Raw genomic sequence first — 20,096 nt, 5'->3', positions numbered from 1 at the left:
AACATAGCTAACCGCTAGGGAATCATATGGGTCATCTGGCCCGGATTCACCACCGTCACGATCCCTGCCCACGCACATTGGCTGGTATGCGTATTGTCGAGTGCGGGAATTCCACCGATAAGCACCGTTGGCGCACCCGGCTTCCAAGGCGTCGTAACAGGAATACACGGCTGCGGAGTAAACACACCACTGGCAGCCGCCGTGGCCGCGATCACCTGTGGGTTAGATGGCGAAAGACACATACCAAACGTCATAATGTTTTTCATCGGCACAAAATCCATGATTGTGGCCGCTGGCTGTCCACTGGAAAGCGTGCGCTTTTCAGGTAGCACCACTAACGTGGAAGGCGCCACCCCGAATGAACACATCAGGGTGGCACCATTAACAACTTGAATCGGCATGAGCGTACTTCGGTCTTTGACGAAAACTCAGCCGCCCGTTGCCAACACCTCAACACGGCGATTTTCGGCGGCGAAAGGATCGCTTGGGTTCAAAAGTTCACTCTTACCCTTGCCAATTGCACGCAAGCGTGACGCTGAAACGCCATTATCAATTAAATAGCGGCGCACCGACGCCGCGCGACGATCTGAAAGAGCCTTGTTGTAGGCCGCTGAGCCCTTACCGTCGGTATGACCAATCACCGTAAAGCTGCGGTTCTCTAGCTGCGGTGATGCAAGCGCCTTGGCCAGCGTGGCCATCGTATGCTCAGATGTCCCTGAGATACGATCTGAATTGAAATCAAAATTGATCTGCATATTGATCGATGCCGCCTTGGCCGCTGGCTTGGTCACTGTGGGAGCCGGCGCTGAAGTCGCCATCGAGGCGGCACCAGGGCGAAGCGCGCGCGTCTGGCCTTGCGCCGTATCCGTGGCGTCTGCCTTTAAGCTGTCAATGATCGAATCAACCGACGGCTCTTGTGGCGTCGTCGGTGCTTGCTGAGCCTGCACGGCAAACCCACTCGCCAGCAGCGCTGCGCCTAGAACGTATCGAAACAAGTTCGTCTTTTGCATGATCGCATCCTCAAGATAAGGGCCAGAAGGCCAGAACAGATCGCATTTACCCAGCCACTGACCGGTGCATGCACACGTTGAAAGTCTGCTCTGCACCACTCAAATTTTCGATACGCCGTTCGGCCTAGTACCTAATGCACAGCTGCTTGACCGGTTAGAAATCTCCACACGCGTTGCGGCGCTCACTATCAAAACAGTTGCTCAAATTAGGCCGTGACCTCACCTTCGACCACTCGTTTGCCAGCATGTCACCCGACGCATCCGTCGCCGGGCCCGCTTGCGCCACATTTACCGCACAGATCGGCGCAGAACCGAAGTTTCGATCGTAGACATAAGTCACCACCGAATCCCCAACAAAATCGATGGGAATGTCTGACATTTGCGGCTGCGGCATGACCTGCAATGCCGTTGCGTTTCTAGGCGCCTGCACAACTACATAATTTTGAGCACTACCGCTCCAAGTGACCGGATAATACCCAACGGTCGACGCCCCCCCGGCCGATGTCGTCCAAAGATTCGACGAACCAAAGACACTACTCAATGTATCGCCATTCCTGAACCCAGTAACTGTCCCAGTCAACAGTGGGTTAGGTGCACCAAAATATTTAATAAGAGTGTCAGCCGTAAACACAAGCGGAGCCGGAATTACCGTTAGTGTCCCAGGTACAAAATTGATCTGATACCCCGATGGGGATGTGTAACTACCGGTAATTGCATAAGTACCCACATCACTACCTATCGCCGCCGTTGTACTCGCTGCACCTGCAGCAACACTTGTGGCGGCATCACCCAAAATTGCTCCAGTAACGCTAAAAGTAAAAGCTGGGTTATTCAGCCCATACTCACGGATAATGTCATCCATTGTTACAGTTGCGACTGGCTGAGTGACATAAATGAAATGACTATCCGTACTCGTCACGGTTACACCACACGCCCCGAGATAAGCGCAGCCATACAGATTGGGGGTTGCGCCTGAACCAACAAGGCCGCCACGCACCTCACCCACCCAAGTATTTGACCATACCCGCCACCCCCCACTTGCACTCAAAGTAGCAGCACCAGAATTTTGAAAACTACCCGCAGTAACCAGGTCAATGCCAGCGCCACTGATACCCGATTGCAGAATAAGATTCCCGGCCAAATTCTGGATACTGACATTTCCACCTGCAGTAATTCCGTTTCCGGAAGCCGCAGACAATGCACCTGTCGATGCATTCATACCTTGCGCAGACACAGTACCAACGGCCACAGCACCAGCGTTCAGGAAGTCAAAATCCCCTACTGACGTTCCAGACAGCGTATTTTCAGAAATCTGATTATTGGCAGTTCCAAGTAAGACGGCACCACCTGCCTGAGCAAGCAGACTACGCGCTGTTAGCACGCCTAGTGCTGACTGAGTAATATCCCCGCCGCTCATCAGCGCCAATGTGTAATCACCCACGGTAAAGCTAGATTGAATATCAATCCCAACATTCCCACCAGAATTCTGTAACGTCAAATTCCCTGGCCGGTTGATTTCACTCAGTACCGAAATAGCCGCTGCATGTGCATCACTACCTATCACCAATTCTGGTGCAGTAATCATTCCAAGCTCAGTACTAGACAGGTCAAAACCGGTACTTCCGCCAAGCGTAATCGCGTCATTCACACGCTCATACCGATTGCCAGCAGCATCCACGCCGCCCGGCCGCAGGTTTACACCCAGATTACTGCGCACAGCCCCTGCAATGGCTAAAGCATCGCTACTACCATCATTTGCTGCACGTATCACCAGCATGCCATCCCCGGCATCCACGGTTGAGCCACTATCAAACTGCACACCTGCGCCGCTACCGCCCTCGCCGGTGATATCGAGGCCGCCGCTTGTCGCAGTCAGTGAGCCACCCGTCCCCATCACGAGCCCCTGTCCGGCTGCGGACATTCCACGCCCACGCAGATCCATATGGCCGCTTGTCGTTGTAACTTCAGCCCCGGCTAAATCAAGGCCCACTGCGCCGCCCACACCGGTCAAATGAATATCACCTGTCGTCGTGCTTACACCAGAAGCACCGTAAAACTGAATACCATAACCAATACTATCGATACCAACCGCATAGACATCCCCCGCCTCTGCAATCAAATTTGAATCGATAAGCTCGATACCAAAGCCACCCGCTCCTTTGGAATTACCATCAACATTGATATCACCGCCACGGCTTTCGACATCCAGTTGCTGTAACGACACAGCGCGCGATTGCCCGGCCGTTGAATTACCTCGCAGCGCAATATCACCACCACCTGTGGACACACTGCCATATTCGATATGCAGCCCACCCATTTGCCCCGTACCATACAAATCAATCGATCCGGTTGCCGTGTAGATATCGCTTGCATTACTATTTAGCCCATTATAGTAAGAGCTTGCGACTGCATCACCACTAATTGAAATATTACCGCTCACACTGGTGATGGTTGCCCCATAAAGATCTACGCCCGAGCTATTCCCGTCCGATGTCCCGTCAATTGTGACATCACCCGACGTCGTCAAAATTTGCACCCCATCCAGCGCCACACGCGCCGCAGACTTACCTGTTGCAACTATGCTACCCGTGCCACTTGATAGTGACCCGCCATTAACCTCAACGCCACGACCATCCGCAGCAAGCAAAATATTCCCACCATTCGTATCAATTATCGGATCATCACCGAGCGACACGATCCCACCATCCGGGTTACTTCCTTTGTAGCTCAGGAAATTGACATCCAGCGGGCCGCCTGTGGATGTAATTGAGAACGACGACCCGTACACACCCGCGCTACCTGCGAAGGTCAAACTTGCCGCCTCAGCTGCCGTATGCGTGATCGATACACCGCTACCAATGGACACAGACGAATCTGCGTCGAGGCTAACGACACCCCCATGCGCCAAGCTTGCAGTCAGTGCAGCGTCAGAAATTTTGCTGCCTGAAATACTGGGAAAGTATGCATCACTCACTACCATCAAACCCGGCGCTGATATCGTCAGCTTCGACGTATCGATATCTGCAGTTCCGCTAACAGCAATATAGTAATCCGCGGACAGATTAACGCTACCCCCTGAAACATCGCCACGTGAAATAATTTGCCCATTAAAATCAATATTAAATCCACTAAGATTTACTTGACCACCTACTGTCGTTCCGGAAGCATCGGCAAAAACGGCATCACCCACATAAAAACTGTCTCCTGTTGCAGAAACCGTTCCTCCCACTCCGCCCTTCCCTTGCACATTGATAAATGCAACTTGGTCAGGGCCATACGGCGCGACATCACCCAAATCCATGACACTGATGCTATTTGCGTTGATGCTCACCGTTCCACCATCGGTTGAGCCAAACGCAGTCAGGCTTGCCTGCGAATAAAGAGTTCCTGGGCCACCGAGCCATGGGCGCTGCCCTCGATGCAATTGCACATCCGTGCCGGTAATTGAAATATCACCGCCGTGACCACCGTGGCCCTCGGCGATGATCCAATTATGAATCTCTGCTTGATCGGCATTGATCGTAATTTTGCCGCCATTCCCCGCAACTGCAGCCGCTTGCAGTACACCTGCATGATAGAGCCGATTCACATCCACTTGAATCTGGCCACCATTCCCACCTGTTCCATAAGCGGTAGCATCTACCGCCCCTAACGAATCAGACGTACTACAAGCACCACCCGACCATATGCATACATGCGTGAAAAATTGATTCCCTTTTATTTCAACAGAACCACCATTTTCACCGGCTCCAGCTCCATTTGCGTAAATACGGCCAAGCTGGCCGGAAATACCGCCAATATCTACATTGCCTTGCCCGGCATCTAGTATCACAGAACCTGTTCGCGTTCCTTGCGTATTGGCAGTAATACGTCCACCAATCCAAATCCGTCCGCCGTTGGCCGGATCAACAAATAAAGAACTGCTCGTTGGCTGACCATCCATCGTGGTCGTGCGCATCTCCACATGCCCGCCCGCGGCCGTAATTACTCCCGGGTTATAAATGCCGCCCGTACAACCGACCGAGCATGCTGAAACTCCAAGCCCAGTCCCGGTAATCGTGACTTGTGTAAGCCCGTCATTGAAAAAATCCAGCGTGACGTCCGATGCCGCACCAAAAACAACACTTCCTAAATTTGCAGTAATCGTTCCGTTATTGGTCAATCGCGAGCCAATAAGCGCAATGGTTCCGCTCTGCGCAGCCGTTAGCTGGCCATTATTGACAATCGCCCCCGCGACCGGAGCAAGCGGGCTTGGCGGAAGAAACACATAGCTTCCGCTATTGACCCCATTCTGAAAATCCGTGTCATCAATATCCAACGTCGAAGCCACAAGACTCCCAACATTGACTTGCGCACTCGACCCGAATGCAACCCCCATGGGGTTGATGATAAAAACGCTACCGTTTGCAGTGATTGAACCATTGATGACGGAACCCGTCGTTGCGCCAAACACGCGATTCAACGTGACACTGCTATTACCAAACTGCTGATCAAAGGTCACCCCTGACCCCGCCGCAACGTCAAATGTCCCCCAATTGATAATCGCCCCTTTCGTTGTTTGGGTGATCGTCATTTGATTACCCACTTGACCGATCGTCGCGCCACCGCTCACTACACTTCCATATTGCGGTAGGTTTTGAGCAACCGCGGGCATCGCCGGGAGCACCATCACCCCCGCCAACGCCAATACAAGCCGGTGACGGCGGAGCAACTGTACTTGCTTGCGTGTGGTCTGTTTGATTGCCATGTCCGTGCTCCTCAAAATGCCTTCTGAATCGACCAAAACACGCGTGGATTACGATCACCACCATCACTCAAGCCGGGGCCGGTCCCACGCCAGGCCACACTTAAGTTCATACTGACGTTACCCGGCTTACTCCAGTTAAAGCCCACCCCATAGCCGCGCAAACTGCGCGACAAATCTGGATCAAACGGCCGCGGCTGGTGGAACATGTCGCCATGCGATGCGTCGTAAAACACGAACACTGTTGATTCACTACTCAACGCGCGCCGAAGCTCGACTGTGGCGATCCAACCGTCGTCCACCAATACCTCACCTGTTGCATAGGCACGCACAGCCTTGGGGCCGCCTAATGACAATTTTTCGTAGGCATCCAAATTTTTATTGGCATGCTGCGCTCCCGCGCTAGCGAACAGACTCCACTTAGGCGCGAGATATTGCAGACGCGATACTTGCAAGGTGTATTTACTAAAATCTCCTTGCGTTCCATAGCCGAACGGCGGTGTGTCAAACAGTCGCCCCATGGCGTCACGAATATTCAGTGACCCCAAATACACTTGGGCACTCAGGCTGTTATAGCCGCCACCGCCAGCGTGATCACGCCGCTCCAAGGCAACGCCCAAACTCACCCCATGAATCCGCTTACGTGTTTCATAGCCAACGGCTTCAAAACGATCGGTCAGCGATTTATTGTCGATCCCACCCCGTAAAAACAAATTCGTGCTGCGCTGCCGAATGAGCGGGTAGGTAAATGACAGATCTGACACAGTGCCAACACCGGTTGGCTCCAATGCAGCAAACGGCCCACCCAATTCATATTGAACGCGCCCAAGCCCAGCACCGATACGCAGCCCGCTATAGCCCACCGGGGCTTCATAAGAGATGCGCCCAAATGCCGTGTGCATTCCCTCAGCCGCCATGATCCTTAGATCAAGGTTATCGCCGCGCTCAAACGGACTCGCCCAACGTAGGCTCCCCGTCAGCCGAATGCGCCCCGAATCACGCGTTCCGTAGTCATCAAGCTCAAGCCCATACTGCACGCGGTTACGCGCCCCCACCTGCACCTTCAGATCGCTGGCCCCAGATGCGGCACCAAGGGTAATGGCAGACTGCGGTTTGATCCCCGGAAGGTCTGAAAGCAACAGCATGACGCGCTCGTATTGCCGGTTATTCAGCGGCTTACCTGGCTGCAACACCGCCAGTGTTTTAGCCACGCGCTCCTGATGGATGGGTGCCTTTGGATCAATTTCAACGCTGACATTGCCAAGCGAACCTTCCGCCACGCTGAATTTGACCCGGCCATCCACCACTTCCTGCACCGGCACAAAGACTTGCACCAAAGCAAAACCATGTTTGCGATACACCTGCACAACGTTCGTGGCGAGTGCCTCCAGATCAGCAAACGTCACGCTTGTTCCTATCTTTCCCGCAGCAGCCTCCTGCAATTCGGATTCAGGAACCCCACTCACACCATCGAACGTGACACCGTTCAATACAAAGCTTGCTTGCGTCTGCCCGGCCATTTGTGGCTCGGCAAGTGCTGGTGCTTGTTGCGGCTGTGTTTGTTGTGGCACCGCCTGCTGTGGATCTGCTTCGTGCGCGCTTGTTGCCATCACTACAGGTGAGCAAGCTATCAAGGCGAGCGTCAGTACATTTTTTCGCAGCTCCATGCCGTGCGAATGGCGATCAAATGCGTGAAGATTCATCATCATTGCTCCGTGATCGTGTTCGCACAGTTAGCGTGTGACTTGCAGGCGCCAGTTACCGATCAAATTGAACGGTGCCCAAAAATAAGGGTGTGCTGTTTTAGGGTCTGCCAACACGGCGCGCTGTGCATCACGCATGGCGTCCTGCACCTCGACGCCTTTGGCAAGATCGGCATAGAGTGTGGTCATCAGCTTCTCAGTCGCCGCATCCGAAACCGGCCAAAGTGAAGCAAGCAGCGTGGAGGTACCTGCGGATAAGAATGAACGCGTGAACCCTAAAACCTCATCCCCGTTTTCCACGCGCCCAAGACCTGATTCACAGGCAGACAGAGCCACCATTGCTACATTGCTAAGGTTCAGCCCCAACACGTCTTTCGCTTCAAGATAATTGGGCCGGCCATTTTCATCGGCAAGCAGCACTTTAGAATGCAGCGGGTCTAACGTATCGGCCATTGCGTGGGCCGCGATATGCACCAAGCGTGCGTGCGGCGCGTTCTGTTCAAAATTGTCTTTGTTCGCCTGATCTTTGAAGAACAGTTTGGCGCCTGGGAATTGCTGCGAAAGCTCACGCACCTCTTGTTCGGCACCGGGCAACGGGTCTGCCACTTCTGGATTGATCGTGGGGTTACCAAACGCCAATAGCTGCGGCTGCGTCGTTGGCGTTTTTTCCGCCAAGCGTGCTGCAATGCTGATAGAAGGCGCAATCGACATGGGATTACGCTCGATCAGGTACTTCCCATCTAAACGTAGCGCTTGGAACGGCAGGTAATGCAACGGGCCATGCGGCACGATAATCAAACGCTTATCCGCTGGAATTTGCAGTGGCGCCAGCAGCAGCTGGCCAATCTTGTCACTTACTGCAGGGGCATTGGGGCTTACGCGAATCAGCGCATTTCGGTAAGCATCCACAAGCCGCACTAAATCCGCGCGCGGCAGCGCAACGGGGAATTTGACCTCGCGTATGCCATCGTGTGACAGCACCCAAGCAGTTAAATGATCTGCCAGTGAGTGATAAGCCACTACGATCTCATCCGGCTTTAGCATCGCCTGCAGCGCTTTTGCATCCAGCGCCGAGGTCTCCCCCGTATTGACTGGCGCGCGCTCAGCAACCGCATCGAGTAATGCACGGGCGCGGCTACGCTCACTGATATCAAACGCTTGATCCGCTTGCCCTAACTTGCTGTGTAAGGCGATTGCACGCTCAAATACTGACTGTAGATCGGAGAACAGGCCCATTTTGAAGTTATCACTGCGAAAACGAGCGCGCGCCTGATCAAATTCACCAATGGCTTGATCTAGCGCCTGCGCCGCTTCTGTATCACGCCCAAGTGCCTGTTCGCTGCGGGACACACCATCCAGTGCCCACGCCCGATAAAAGCCCGCATCACCGTTCACCGTCGAAGCTGCTAGCTGTTGATACAGCGTCAAAGCCTCACTCGGCTTACCTTCTGCCAGAAGTAACTTACCGCGTGTCCGCTGCAACTGCGCACGCTGGGCTGCGTCCGTGGGAGGCGGCAATGCATTCAGTGTCGTTTGCGCGCGTGCAAGATCACCCGACTGAATCAACGCATTGGCAAGCGATGCCTGCACCAGCGGCCTGAATTTAGCCGAACTTTCCGTGTTGGCTTGGTCGTATTCGGCAATCGCTTCATCGAAGCGCCCCTGCCGCGAACGAATATCCCCTAACACCTTATGCGCAGGGCCGTTGACCTGTGTGGAGTCCACGCCCGGATACTTCAATGCCAACGTCGCAAACTGCTCGGCACGCTCCAGCTGGCCGGCATAGCTGAAGGCAATCGCCAAATCTCGGTACGCCTTCCCCAGCAAATCGGTATTGCCGGACTGCAAAGCCACATATAACGCCTTACTCGCTGCCCGCGCACTTTCACGAAACTCGCCCTGCTCGGCCAGCTCAACCGCTTGGCTGCAATAGGCGTAACCGTCTTGTTTGACCTTTTCTTGGCCGTACAGTGCAGCCCCCTCGGCGGCCATTGAAAGCGCCGTATCGGCATCTTCTAACCGCCCCACCGCCGCCAATACTTTCTGTGCCTCGGCCATGGCCTGCGGTGTATCTGCTAGTGCAACAGCCGCAGTGAGTGGCGCTATGGTAGCCCCGGCCGTAGTGGCCATGGCTCGGGAGGCAATTGAATGCTCGCCCGTTTCAGGCGCACACGACGCTGCGGTAAGGGGGCTTAACAGCATCCCCCCCATGAAAAGAACAGCAGCCCCCACGGAGGAAAGCGCGATGCGGTGCATGCGGATAGCTCCCGAACGGTGGGCAAACGCCACCTGAATGATTCGGGCAGTCTAGGAAGCCCAGCGGCCCTAGCCTATTTGCGATAAGGCATAGGGCAAACAGCCTATCCATCCACATAAAGCTTGCCAAAGCAAATAGTTTTCAAATTAAACTGTGACAGGTGCACGTTTTAGCATTCAAAGGCTAGAATCACCCTGCATATTCCAAAAGACATTGCCCATGCTCCTGATCGTCGGATACATCATCGTTATTGTGAGTGTGATGGGCGGCTATGTCGCCTCGCACGGAAAACTAGCCGCACTCATGCAGCCTTTCGAACTGGTGATCATCGGCGGCGCTGCGTTGGGTGCGTTTTTGGCCAGCAACTCCATGAAGGTCGTCAAGCAGACCATCGCGGCGTGTATTGGCGTACTCAAAGGCCCGCAATACAAGGCGCAGGACTACCTCGACGTGCTCAGCTTGATGTACGAGTTACTCAACCGTGCACGTAAAGAGGGGTTTATGGCGCTCGAAAGCCATATCGAAAACCCCGCAGAAAGCGCGATGTTCGCAAACTATCCGCGCATTCAAGCCGACCACCACCTTCTCGACTTCATGACCGACTGCTTGCGCCTGATGATTGGTTCCAATATCGAGCCGCATGAATTAGAGCCGCTGCTAGAGTTTGAACTAGAGAAGCATCACCATGAAGCACTGGCACCCGCACATGCCCTGACCAAAGTCTCCGACGGCCTACCGGGGTTCGGTATCGTGGCAGCCGTATTAGGTATCGTGATCACCATGGCCTCTATCGGTGGCGACATCGCCGAAGTCGGTGCACACGTGGGTGCAGCTCTGGTTGGTACCTTCCTCGGCATTCTTTTGGCCTACGGTTTCGTAGCACCTTTGGCCTCTGCAGTGGAAACCCGCGCAGATCAAGATTCTTTGATTTTTGAAGCGGTCAAAACGGCCCTGCTTGCCAGCTTGCGCGGCTATCCGCCGAAGATCGCGCTGGAATTCGCGCGCAAGACTGTGCCTTCAGAACTACGCCCCAGCTTTTTAGATTTCGAACAACACATCAAAGCGCTGAAATAAGCTATGGCAGGCAAGGACGAAAAGCCGAGCATCATTATTCGGCGGGTCAAGAAAGTTCAGGGCGGCGGCCACCACGGCGGCTCGTGGAAAGTGGCTTACGCCGACTTCGTCACCGCGATGATGGCGTTCTTCATGGTGATGTGGCTTGTCGGTGCACTGACCACTAAACAGCGCGAAGCGGTTTCTGATTATTTCAAAAACCCAAGCCCGGTTAAGGGTAATAGCACGGTGAAGGCACAGGGGCAGAACGGCCCGGGGGGCGCCAGTAATTCAATGATCAAGCTGGGCGGGACGATGGAGCTTCCCAAGGGCCCTGGAGAGAAATTTACTCGTGACCCCAAGGATCAAAAATCGGATGCTGAAAAAAAATTAGAGGACAAACAGCGCCTCGAATCGCTTATGAACGAACTCCAAGAAGCGATCGGCAAGAGCCAAGCACTTGAGCCCTTCAAGGATCAGCTGTTTTTAGACATTACCCCGGAAGGGCTGCGTATTCAGATCGTGGACAAAAAGAACCGGGCGATGTTTGATCTGGGCAGCGCCAAGCTCATGCCCTATACCGAAGAGATTCTGAACGAGATCGCCAAATTCATTAACAAAGTACCGAACCGAGTCAGTATTGCGGGCCATACCGACACCACGCGGTACGCTACAGTTGCGGGCTACAGCAATTGGGAACTCAGCGCCGATCGTGCCAATGCTGCCCGTCGCAGCTTAATGAATGGCGGCATGGACGACCACAAAACAGCGCGTGTCGTTGGCTTTGGCGATGCCGTCTTATTCGACAAGACAGACACCACCAACCCTATCAACCGACGCATCAGTATCGTGGTGATGACCAAGGAAGCAGAAGAAGCGGCGCTGGGCATTAGTGAAAGCAAGCCCATCTCCGTACCTACTGCGCCCGCTTCACCAGCCGCAGCTGTGGCCCCTACTAAGCCAACACCGGCCGCTGCAGTTGCGGCGGCGCTCAAGGAAGTCGACGGGCGCTGAGGCTTAGCCTAGCAGCAGTTCGGGGTGTCGAACCTGCCCCTGTCCACGCACCACAAACCGTTCAATGGTGAGTGCTTCCGCGCCCATAGGGCCGTAGGCGTGCAGGCGTGTGGTGGAGATACCGATTTCCGCACCAAGGCCCAGCTGCCCGCCATCGTTAAAGCGCGAAGACGCGTTTACCATCACCGCCGAACTGCGAATAGCATGCACGAAGGCGTCCGCTGCCGCTGCATCTTCGGTGACGATCACCTCGGTGTGGTCAGAAGTGTAGCGGTGGATATGCGCGATGGCGTCGTCCAAGGTATCAACCACTTTTGCCGCGATCATTAAATCAAGATATTCGGCGTCGAAATCTGCCTCGCTCGCCTCGGCAAGACTCGTATCGAATGCGCGCACAGCGGCGTCACCGCGCACTTGCACGTCGCGTGCCTTCAAGGCAGCCAGTGCACGCGGAAGAAAGGCAGGTGCCACATCACGATGTACCAAGAGCGTCTCTAGCGCATTGCATACGCCTGGGCGTGAGACTTTTCCATCGATCAACAAGGCTAAGGCTTTATCCAAATCGGCCGCACGATCCACATACAAATGGCAAACGCCTTTGTAATGTTTGATCACCGGCACCCGCGCGTGTTCGGCAACAAAGCGGATCAGGCTTTCGCCGCCGCGCGGAATGGCCAGATCCACCAAATCGGATAGTTGCAAAAGCTCCAGTACATGCTCACGTGCGGTATCAGCAACAAGCGACACAGCCGCTTCGGGCAGACCATGCTCGCGTAGCGCTGCGTGCAGACAAGCCGCCACAGCGGCATTGCTGCGCGCCGCTTCCGATCCACCACGCAGCAATACGGTGTTACCCGCCTTCAGACACAGCGCTGCTGCCTCGGCGGTGACATTGGGGCGCGCTTCAAAAATCATTGCGACGAGTCCAAGCGGAATACGCTGGCGTTCGATCTGCACCCCATTTTGACGCGTTTCGCGCCGCGTAACTTCACCGAGTGGATCGGCTTGCGCGGCCACTTCGTGCAGTGCTTGCGCCATTCCCTGCACGCGCTCTGGGGTTAATAAAAGGCGGTCGAGACTTGCCGCGTTTGCACCATTGGCCTGCGCCTGCTGCATGTCCTGTGCGTTGGCGGCAAGGATATCGGCCTGCCCTGCCAAAAGCTGTGTAGCCATACTCTCTAGCAAGGCGCGCCGCTGCGCGCTGCTGCCGGCGGCAATTACCCGCTGCGCGCTACGTGCCGCCAGCGCTAGGCTCCGCACATAGCCGCTCATGAGCACTCCGTTTGTAACAGCACTAAATCATCGCGATGCATCATTGCCTCGTCATAATGAAAGCCCAAAATTGCTTCGATCTCGCGGCTATGGCGCCCCGCAATACGTGCGCTATCGACTGCGTTATATTGCGCAATGCCGCGCGCCAACACAGCGGCATCTTCCGCCACCACTTCCAACACGTCGCCACGCCGAAACTCACCAAGCACGCGGCGCACACCGCCCGGCAGCAAAGATGCACCGTGTCCGAGTGCGCGCGCAGCACCTGTATCGATCTGCAGCTGCCCAGCCGCTGGCGCATGGCGCAACCATTGTTTGCGCGATGACAATCGCTGCGGCTGCGCCAGCACGAGGGTTCCCTGCAGCGTCTGCTGGGCGAGCTGTGCGAGTGTTTCCGCATTACGCCCGCTAAATAACGCGGTGGGAATACTGGCATCAGCCGCTTTCGCGGCGGCTTCTAACTTCGTCCGCATACCGCCCGTCCCCAGCGCACCAGCTTCACCGGCCATGGCTAAAACATCGGGTGTAATCGCCTCAATACGCAGCATCGGCCGTGCCTGCGGATCGCGCTGTGGATGCGCGCTATAAAGCCCGTCAATATCGGTGGCAATCAGCAGCAGGTCTGCATCCACCAAGGAGGCCACCGCCGCTGCGAGGTTATCGTTATCGCCTAATTTCAGTTCATCCACTGCAACGGTGTCGTTTTCATTCACCACCGGAAGTGCCCCTATTCGCAGCAGTTCCAGCAGGGCAGCACGTGCATTGAGATAGCGGCGGCGGTTGCGTAGGTCATCGTGGGTCAGCAGCACCTGCGCCACCGGCGCTTCAAAAAATCGCTGCCAAAGCGCAATGAGCTGCGCTTGCCCGAGTGCGGCCAATGCCTGTTTCGCAGCGATGGCGCTGCCAGTCCGCTGCGTTTTGGGCAGCACGGCACGGCCTGCGGCCACCGCGCCAGACGACACGATCACCACCTCGCGCCCGGCCTGTTGGCTTGCTGCAACAAACTGCGCCAGCCCAAGCACAAAGCGCGGGGTGAGACCGCCGCCTTCCGCGGCGAGCAGGCTACTACCTACCTTCAGCACCGAGCGTTTCCATTGGGGAAGAGGTTGCGGTGCGAAGGCGTTCATCCGCTCAGCCTTCCTCGCTGTCGTTGAGGGCATCCCAGCGTGCGCAAAGCTCATCTAAGCGTAAATCCGCAGCAGCACCGGGTGATGTGCGTGCGGCGAGGCTGCTCTCGGGGCTACGCCCTTGTCCGGCGTTATCGGCGGCCGCAGCAGCGGCTTTGTAAGCCTCACGGAACGGCACCCCTGCAATCGCAGCTTCCACCGCCACATCGGTGGCGTACATTCCAGAATCAATCCCAGCGCGCAAACGATCTTCGCGCCAATCGAGATTAGCGAGCAGCGCAGGCAGCAGCTCCAACGCGGCGAGGCCACGACCAAAGCCGTGGAAGATCGCCCCTTTGCTGCTCTGCAGGTCACGGTGGTAGCCAGACGGCAGCGACAGTAATTGTTCGATCTCGGTACGCGCAGCCGCCACGCTGGCGTGGGTCGCGCGCATCAGCTCGATCACATCGGGGTTGCGCTTGTTTGGCATGATCGAGCTGCCGGTGGTGTACTGCGCAGGCAGTGCCACGAAACCAAATTCCGCACTGGTAAATAGCGAGAGATCCCACGCAATGCGGCGCAGGTCTAGCGTCGCGCTACCCAATGCTTCCAGCGCCGCCAATTCAAATTTACCGCGCGAGAGCTGGGCATAGATGGGGCTGATTTGCATACGCGCGAAACCCAGCGCACGCGTGGTGTGTTCGCGGTCAAGCTTCAGATTGACTCCATAACCCGCCGCCGTACCCAGTGGATTGCAGTCCACTAGCGCAAGCGTATCGTGGGCGCGAATGGCGTTATCGATAAACGCCTCGGCCCAACCGGCCCACCACATCCCCGCCGATGACACCACCGCGCGTTGGATATGGGTGTACCCCGGAAGCGGCAGCGCTTGTTCGGAGGCCGCGCGATCCAGTGCCACCTTGGCGATTTCGCGCGATAGCCCTGCCACGCGTGCCAGCTTGTCTTTCAGCCACAAACGCGTTGCCACTAGAATTTGATCGTTACGGCTGCGCCCCGTGTGAATTTTGCGCCCAGCATCACCTAAACGCTCGGTCAAACGCGCTTCAATTGCAGAATGGCAGTCTTCAAAACGTTCATCCAGAACAAAACTTCCGCTGCGGAAATCATCCGCCAAAATGGCTAATTCCGCTTTGAGCCCCGCCAACTCATCGGCAGTCAAAATGCCGATGTGCTGCAGGCCTTCCGCATGCGCGCTTGAGGCTTGGATGTCATAGAGAAAAAATTCGCGATCCAAGATCACGTCATCGCCTGCAAGGAAGGCCTGAATTTTTGCATCCACGGCCACACCGGTTTTTTGCCAAAGTAAGTTGCTCATAGTGGAATCCCGGTGAGTTCATCTAGTCCAAAGGCTGTGTTGAGGTTTTGCAGCGCCTGCGTTGCCGCGCCTTTCAGCAGATTGTCTTCAGTGGCGATCACCACCAGCCGCTTACCATCGGCACTTAATGTGAAACCGCCAATTTCCACATAGTGTTTGCCCGCGATCTGGCTTACCCACGGCGCTGCGTCCTGCACATGCACCAGCGGCTCGTTGGCGTATTTGCCGTGATACCGCGCTTTGATTTCATCAATATCAAAGGCAATGGAAAGGTGCAGATTCGTGGTCATGGTGATGCCACGAAAATGCGGTGCAACACTGGGCATAAATTCAACCGGGTGCCCCAGCTGATGCGGCACTTCGCGCTCGTGCAGATGGCCAGTTAGTGCGTAGGGCATCAAATTATCGCGCAGCAGCGCGACGTTATTTTTATCCGACGGCGTGGTTCCTGCACCCGAATAACCGCTCACACCAAAGCACTGCACCGCCCATTCCAATACACCCAACATCGGTGCAATCGAAAGCTGCATCGCGGTGGCATAGCAGCCGGGATTACTGATCCGGCGCTGGCCGCTGTACTTAGTGCGCGTTAGCTCAGGCAAGCCGTAGTACCAACTTGGATCAAAGCGATAGTCTGCCGAAAGATCCACAAACACAGGGTCAACACCCTGCGCATCGAACGCCTGCACGATGGCCGCAGCTTTGCCATTGGGCAGCGCCAAAATCACCGCGTCCGCACCCATCTGCGTAAGTTGCTCGTGCGATGGGTTGCTGAAGCAAAGATCACCCTTAAATGCGGCGTTATGCTCCGCCACACGCTGCCCATCGAGTTCACGCGAGGTGACATAGGCCAACTCAAACTGTGGGTGCGTGCTCAGCAGCGTGATGAGCTCTGCACCGGTGTAGCCGCGCGCGCCCACCAACCCAACTCGGATCTTGCTCACTTCGGCTCCTCCAAAGTAGCGCGGCGCTGCGCGCAGAGCTGCACATAGCGTTCGATCAATGCAAAGTCGGCGGCACCGTACCAAAACACCTTCCACTTAGCCTGTTTGATGCAACCATCGGATTCGGCGTAATAAAACGGGTTCACCTGATTGCCGTGGCGCGAGCGCCAGAACACCGCCGGGTTTTGCTCACGCATCACCAGCCATACCGCACGCCCCAATCCTTCCCCTTGCGCTTCATCCAGCACAGCAAATTTATCGAGGTACACACCCGCCTCTTCTTGTGTGAGGATCACCGCCGCGCGGTAGTTCTCACTCACATAGGCGCGGTGCAGCCGGGTGGTTTCAAAATAATCCGGCATCAGCTTGCGACCGAAGGCCGATTCGATCAGGCCGCGCAGCCGCGGCAAGTCAAACGCGCTCCAATCATCGCCTTGCAGCACGCGCTCACCGCGCCGCACCAAGGTGCCAGAGCCTTTATGGGTGAAGAGTTCCTTGGCCAATTCATCGGGCCGCGTGATCGACACCGACGACGCCTGCGGCAAACCATCAAGCAGGTCTTTGATCTGCTCAACCTTCACCCGCATACCGCCTTCGATCCACGGCTGCTGCATTAAGTGCTCGTATTCGGTAGAGAGGTTGATCGAATCGATCACCTTACCATCGGCATCCAGCAAACCGCCGGTACCGGTGAGGAATACGATCTTGTATGGCTGCAGCATGCGCACCAGCGCATTGGCAGCGAAATCGGCGTTGACGTTGAGGATCTGCCCGCCTGCGGTTTCACCCAGTGAAGCGATTACCGGGATTGAGCCAGAGCGCAAGCTGATCTCGATCGGTGCAAGATCCACATGCTTCACTTCGCCGACAAGACCAAAGCGTTCGCTGTCCAAATAATCGGCTTCAAAAACACCCGAGACAATACTAGTAGCGCGCGCATCTGCGGCCTGCAGGGCTTCCACCAGTTTCAGGTTTTGCGCATGAAATACGCGACGCACGATGGCCAGCGCCTCGGGCGAGGTGACGCGTAAACCGTCGATCGTTTTCTTTTCGATACCTGCAGCAGACAGTTCAACGTCAAGCTGCGGGCCAGCGCCGTGAATAACGATTGGCGTCAGGCCAACGTCCTGCAAAAAGGCCAGCGAAGACACCAGCGCGTCAAGGTCATCACGCAGCACCGCACCACCCACTTTGACCACGGCAAAGCGAGCGGCATCGAGCTGTGAAAAACGCTTGAGATATTGCGAGATTTCTTTTGCACTGCCCATGCTGGACAGCAGCCGCACGATGGTCTGGCGGGTCTGCGGGTCGTGTACGGCCTGCGGATCAAGGAGAGGAGTCACGGCGAATCAATTCCCAAGAATGCGTGTTACAGAATCGGTATAGCGCTGCAGTTGATCCAGCAGCACAAACTCATCGGCGGTATGCGCCTGCGCGATATCGCCCGACCCATAAACGAAGGCGGTTAAACCCGCCTGTGAGAACAGCGAGGCTTCGGTCCAAAAGTCCACCGCAGGCCCCACCGGCAGGCCAAGCTGCTGCGCCAACATCTGCGCTTCTTGGCGACGGGTTTCTGCATGCTCAGCATCACCGCCCGGCAAAGATGGGCCACGGAATGTTTCCTCAAACCGCTCCAGCACACCGTCTTCCGCGCAAGCAGCGAAGCGTTGATGCAGCGTATCAATTCCCTGCGAAGGCAACGGACGAAAGTTGAAACGCACCTCAGCACTCGGTGCAATCACATTCGCCTTGATCCCACCTTCAACCTTACCAATATTGAAGCGCAGCCCTTGCAGGCCACCAAATTGTTGGCCGGCCTCGGCTTCCACAAGATCCAGTGCACGGCTGCCCCAGCGCATCGCCTGGTGCAGCGCGCTGGCCTTGAGTGCGTGCGCGCTTGAGGCATGCCCGGCTTCGCCCTTGAACTTCAACAGTACCGAGCTGATCCCGCGGTGCGCGAGCACTGCTTCGCAGCGGGTCGGCTCGGCAATGATCGCCTCGTTGAAGCCGTGATCTTCCGCCAAGAACGCCGCGATACAACGCGGATCATTCGCTTCTTCATCCGTAGAAAATAAGAACGCCGCATCGCCCGTTGTGGCATTGGCCGCCGCAATCAAGCCAGCAGCGGCGCCTTTGATATCGCATGCACCGAGACCAATCGCGCGATCTTTCGTCACTCTTAGCGTGTGCGGGTCAGCGCTCCACGCTTCTGAAGACGGCACGGTATCCAAGTGCACGTTGAAAATGCGACGCGGATTGCCGCGCACAGCCAGCAAAGACACGGCGCCTGCACCGTTGTCCGTGACGGTAATGCGAAACCCCGGCAACTGCGCGCGGATGTAATCGAAGATCCCACCTGTGCCAATAAGGCGCGGCGGATTGCGGGTGTCAAATGCCACCAGCGCTTCAAGGTGTTTGAGAACGGTATTGAGCATGGCCGTGCTTACTTATTCACTTCTGCCCACAGCGTGCTGCTCATCCCGAATAGCTTGATAAAGCCTTCGGCCTCTTCCACGCCCCAGTCGGCCGATTGCGCATAGGTGGCGCCCTTGGCATGCAGCAGATGCGGCGAACGCACGGCTACCGCATCCACGCGGCCACCGTTGGTGCGCAGCGTCACTTCGCCATTCACCTTCGCCTGCGAAGCGGCAAGGAAGGCTTCCAGATCCGCCTTCAGCGGGTCATGGTAGAAGCCTTCATAGACCAGCTCCACCCACTTACGCGCCACTTCCGGTTTGAAGCGGTTTTGCAGCTTTGACAGCACCGCTTCTTCCAGCGCGCGATGCCCTGCCAGCAAAGCAGTCAGGCCCGGCGCTTCAAACACGATCCGCCCCTTCAGGCCAATGGTGGTGTCGCCTGTGTACATGCCGCGGCCCACGCCGTACTGAGCAAACATGGTGTTGAGCTTGGCGAGGATTTTTTCACCCGGCAACTCGTGCCCGTCCAGCGCCACCGCTTCGCCATTGACGAAACGCAGGCTTACCTCCATGGCCTCATTCGGCCACTGCTCACGACGCGCACACCAACCGCGCGCACCTTCACCTGGGGCTTCCCACGCATCGATCTCACCACCGGACATCGTTACGCCAAGCAGGTTTTCATTGATGGTGTACGCCTTCTGCTTGGCGCGCACACCAAAACCACGTTCTTCTAAGTAAGCCTGCTCGTAGGCACGGGTTTGGGTGTGTTCTTTCTGAATTTCACGAATTGGCGCAACGATGCGGTAATGGCCCTGCGACTTCACCGCAAGGTCAAACCGCACTTGGTCATTACCCATGCCGGTGCAGCCGTGGGCAATGGCATTCGTCCCTAATTCCTTGGCACGCGCAAGCGAGGCGTCCACGATCAAATAACGGTCAGACACCAGCAACGGATACTGCCCCTGATAGCCCTCACCGGCCCAGACGAACGGCTTGACGAACTCACTCCATAGCGCAGCGCCACCATCAATAGTGACGTGCGAGGCCACGCCCAGCTCGGCTGCACGCGCTTCAATCGTGGCGCGCTCTTCGGCGCTAACACCACCGGTATCGGCGAACACGGTATGCACATTCCAACCCTGTTCTTTCAGGTAGGGCACGCAGAAGCTGGTATCGAGGCCGCCGGAGAAGGCCAGAACGATGTCGCGGGAATCATTGGGGGAGGTCATATAAAGTT

The 20,096-nt window shown here is 56.2% G+C and carries 13 protein-coding genes and 1 pseudogene; 2 read left to right on the top strand and 12 right to left on the bottom strand.

Translation table 11 applies throughout. From position 1 onward, the window contains the following. Window positions 1-14: 14 nt before the first annotated feature. The 5 genes from KUL77_RS11365 to KUL77_RS11345 all read right to left on the bottom strand — a co-directional run bounded on the left by KUL77_RS11365 (window position 15) and on the right by KUL77_RS11345 (window position 9,587). Entirely contained in the window at window positions 15-401 is a 387-nt protein-coding gene (locus KUL77_RS11365) for a DUF4280 domain-containing protein (protein ID WP_297147216.1), read from the bottom strand. Between the two features lie 27 nt (window positions 402-428). Next, window positions 429-1,010 (bottom strand): OmpA family protein, encoded by a 582-nt coding sequence (locus KUL77_RS11360; protein WP_297147213.1) that lies wholly within the window; start codon window positions 1,008-1,010, stop codon window positions 429-431. 154 nt (window positions 1,011-1,164) lie between these two features. Next, complete coding sequence (locus tag KUL77_RS11355; RefSeq protein ID WP_297147210.1) at window positions 1,165-5,757, bottom strand: MBG domain-containing protein; 4,593 nt, start codon at window positions 5,755-5,757, stop codon at window positions 1,165-1,167. 11 nt (window positions 5,758-5,768) lie between these two features. Beyond that, window positions 5,769-7,463 carry a ShlB/FhaC/HecB family hemolysin secretion/activation protein gene (locus KUL77_RS11350; protein ID WP_297147207.1) on the bottom strand — a complete coding sequence of 565 codons (1,695 nt, stop codon included), beginning with the start codon at window positions 7,461-7,463 and terminating at the stop codon, window positions 5,769-5,771. Between the two features lie 24 nt (window positions 7,464-7,487). Then, window positions 7,488-9,587, bottom strand: coding sequence for a CHAT domain-containing protein (locus KUL77_RS11345; protein ID WP_297147204.1), 2,100 nt, complete (start codon window positions 9,585-9,587; stop codon window positions 7,488-7,490). A gap of 346 nt (window positions 9,588-9,933) precedes the next feature. Between KUL77_RS11345 and motA the strand changes: the two genes are divergently transcribed. After that, entirely contained in the window at window positions 9,934-10,788 is an 855-nt protein-coding gene (motA, locus tag KUL77_RS11340) for a flagellar motor stator protein MotA (RefSeq protein WP_297147201.1), read from the top strand. A gap of 3 nt (window positions 10,789-10,791) precedes the next feature. Then, window positions 10,792-11,652 (top strand): annotated as a pseudogene (gene motB, locus KUL77_RS11335) (flagellar motor protein MotB); the annotation flags it as partial. A 132-nt stretch (window positions 11,653-11,784) separates the two neighbouring features. On the opposite strand, the gene KUL77_RS11330 reads toward motB, so the two are convergent. Genes KUL77_RS11330 through KUL77_RS11300 form a run of 7 tightly spaced genes read right to left on the bottom strand, consistent with a single transcriptional unit; the run spans window position 11,785 to window position 20,088 of the window. Next, on the bottom strand, window positions 11,785-13,053 hold the full coding sequence (locus KUL77_RS11330) for a glutamate-5-semialdehyde dehydrogenase (RefSeq protein ID WP_297147198.1): 1,269 nt from the start codon (window positions 13,051-13,053) through the stop codon (window positions 11,785-11,787). After that, window positions 13,050-14,180, bottom strand: a complete 1,131-nt coding sequence (gene proB, locus KUL77_RS11325) for a glutamate 5-kinase (protein ID WP_297147195.1) — start codon at window positions 14,178-14,180, stop codon at window positions 13,050-13,052. Before proB ends, KUL77_RS11330 begins: the two co-directional genes overlap by 4 nt. A gap of 4 nt (window positions 14,181-14,184) precedes the next feature. Beyond that, entirely contained in the window at window positions 14,185-15,495 is a 1,311-nt protein-coding gene (gene argH, locus KUL77_RS11320; RefSeq protein ID WP_297147193.1) for an argininosuccinate lyase, read from the bottom strand. Continuing rightward, complete coding sequence (gene argC / locus KUL77_RS11315; protein WP_297147190.1) at window positions 15,492-16,439, bottom strand: N-acetyl-gamma-glutamyl-phosphate reductase; 948 nt, start codon at window positions 16,437-16,439, stop codon at window positions 15,492-15,494. Before argC ends, argH begins: the two co-directional genes overlap by 4 nt. Next, window positions 16,436-17,782 (bottom strand): acetylglutamate kinase, encoded by a 1,347-nt coding sequence (locus KUL77_RS11310; RefSeq protein WP_297147188.1) that lies wholly within the window; start codon window positions 17,780-17,782, stop codon window positions 16,436-16,438. Before KUL77_RS11310 ends, argC begins: the two co-directional genes overlap by 4 nt. 6 nt (window positions 17,783-17,788) lie before the next feature. After that, window positions 17,789-18,874, bottom strand: a complete 1,086-nt coding sequence (locus KUL77_RS11305; RefSeq protein WP_297147185.1) for an acetylornithine deacetylase — start codon at window positions 18,872-18,874, stop codon at window positions 17,789-17,791. 8 nt (window positions 18,875-18,882) lie between these two features. Further along, window positions 18,883-20,088 (bottom strand): argininosuccinate synthase, encoded by a 1,206-nt coding sequence (locus KUL77_RS11300; protein WP_297147183.1) that lies wholly within the window; start codon window positions 20,086-20,088, stop codon window positions 18,883-18,885. Window positions 20,089-20,096: the final 8 nt, after the last annotated feature.

The organism is Thermomonas sp. (genome assembly GCF_019104945.1).
Lineage (GTDB): Bacteria > Pseudomonadota > Gammaproteobacteria > Xanthomonadales > Xanthomonadaceae > Thermomonas.
This window is presented reverse-complemented; position numbering and strand designations above follow the sequence as displayed.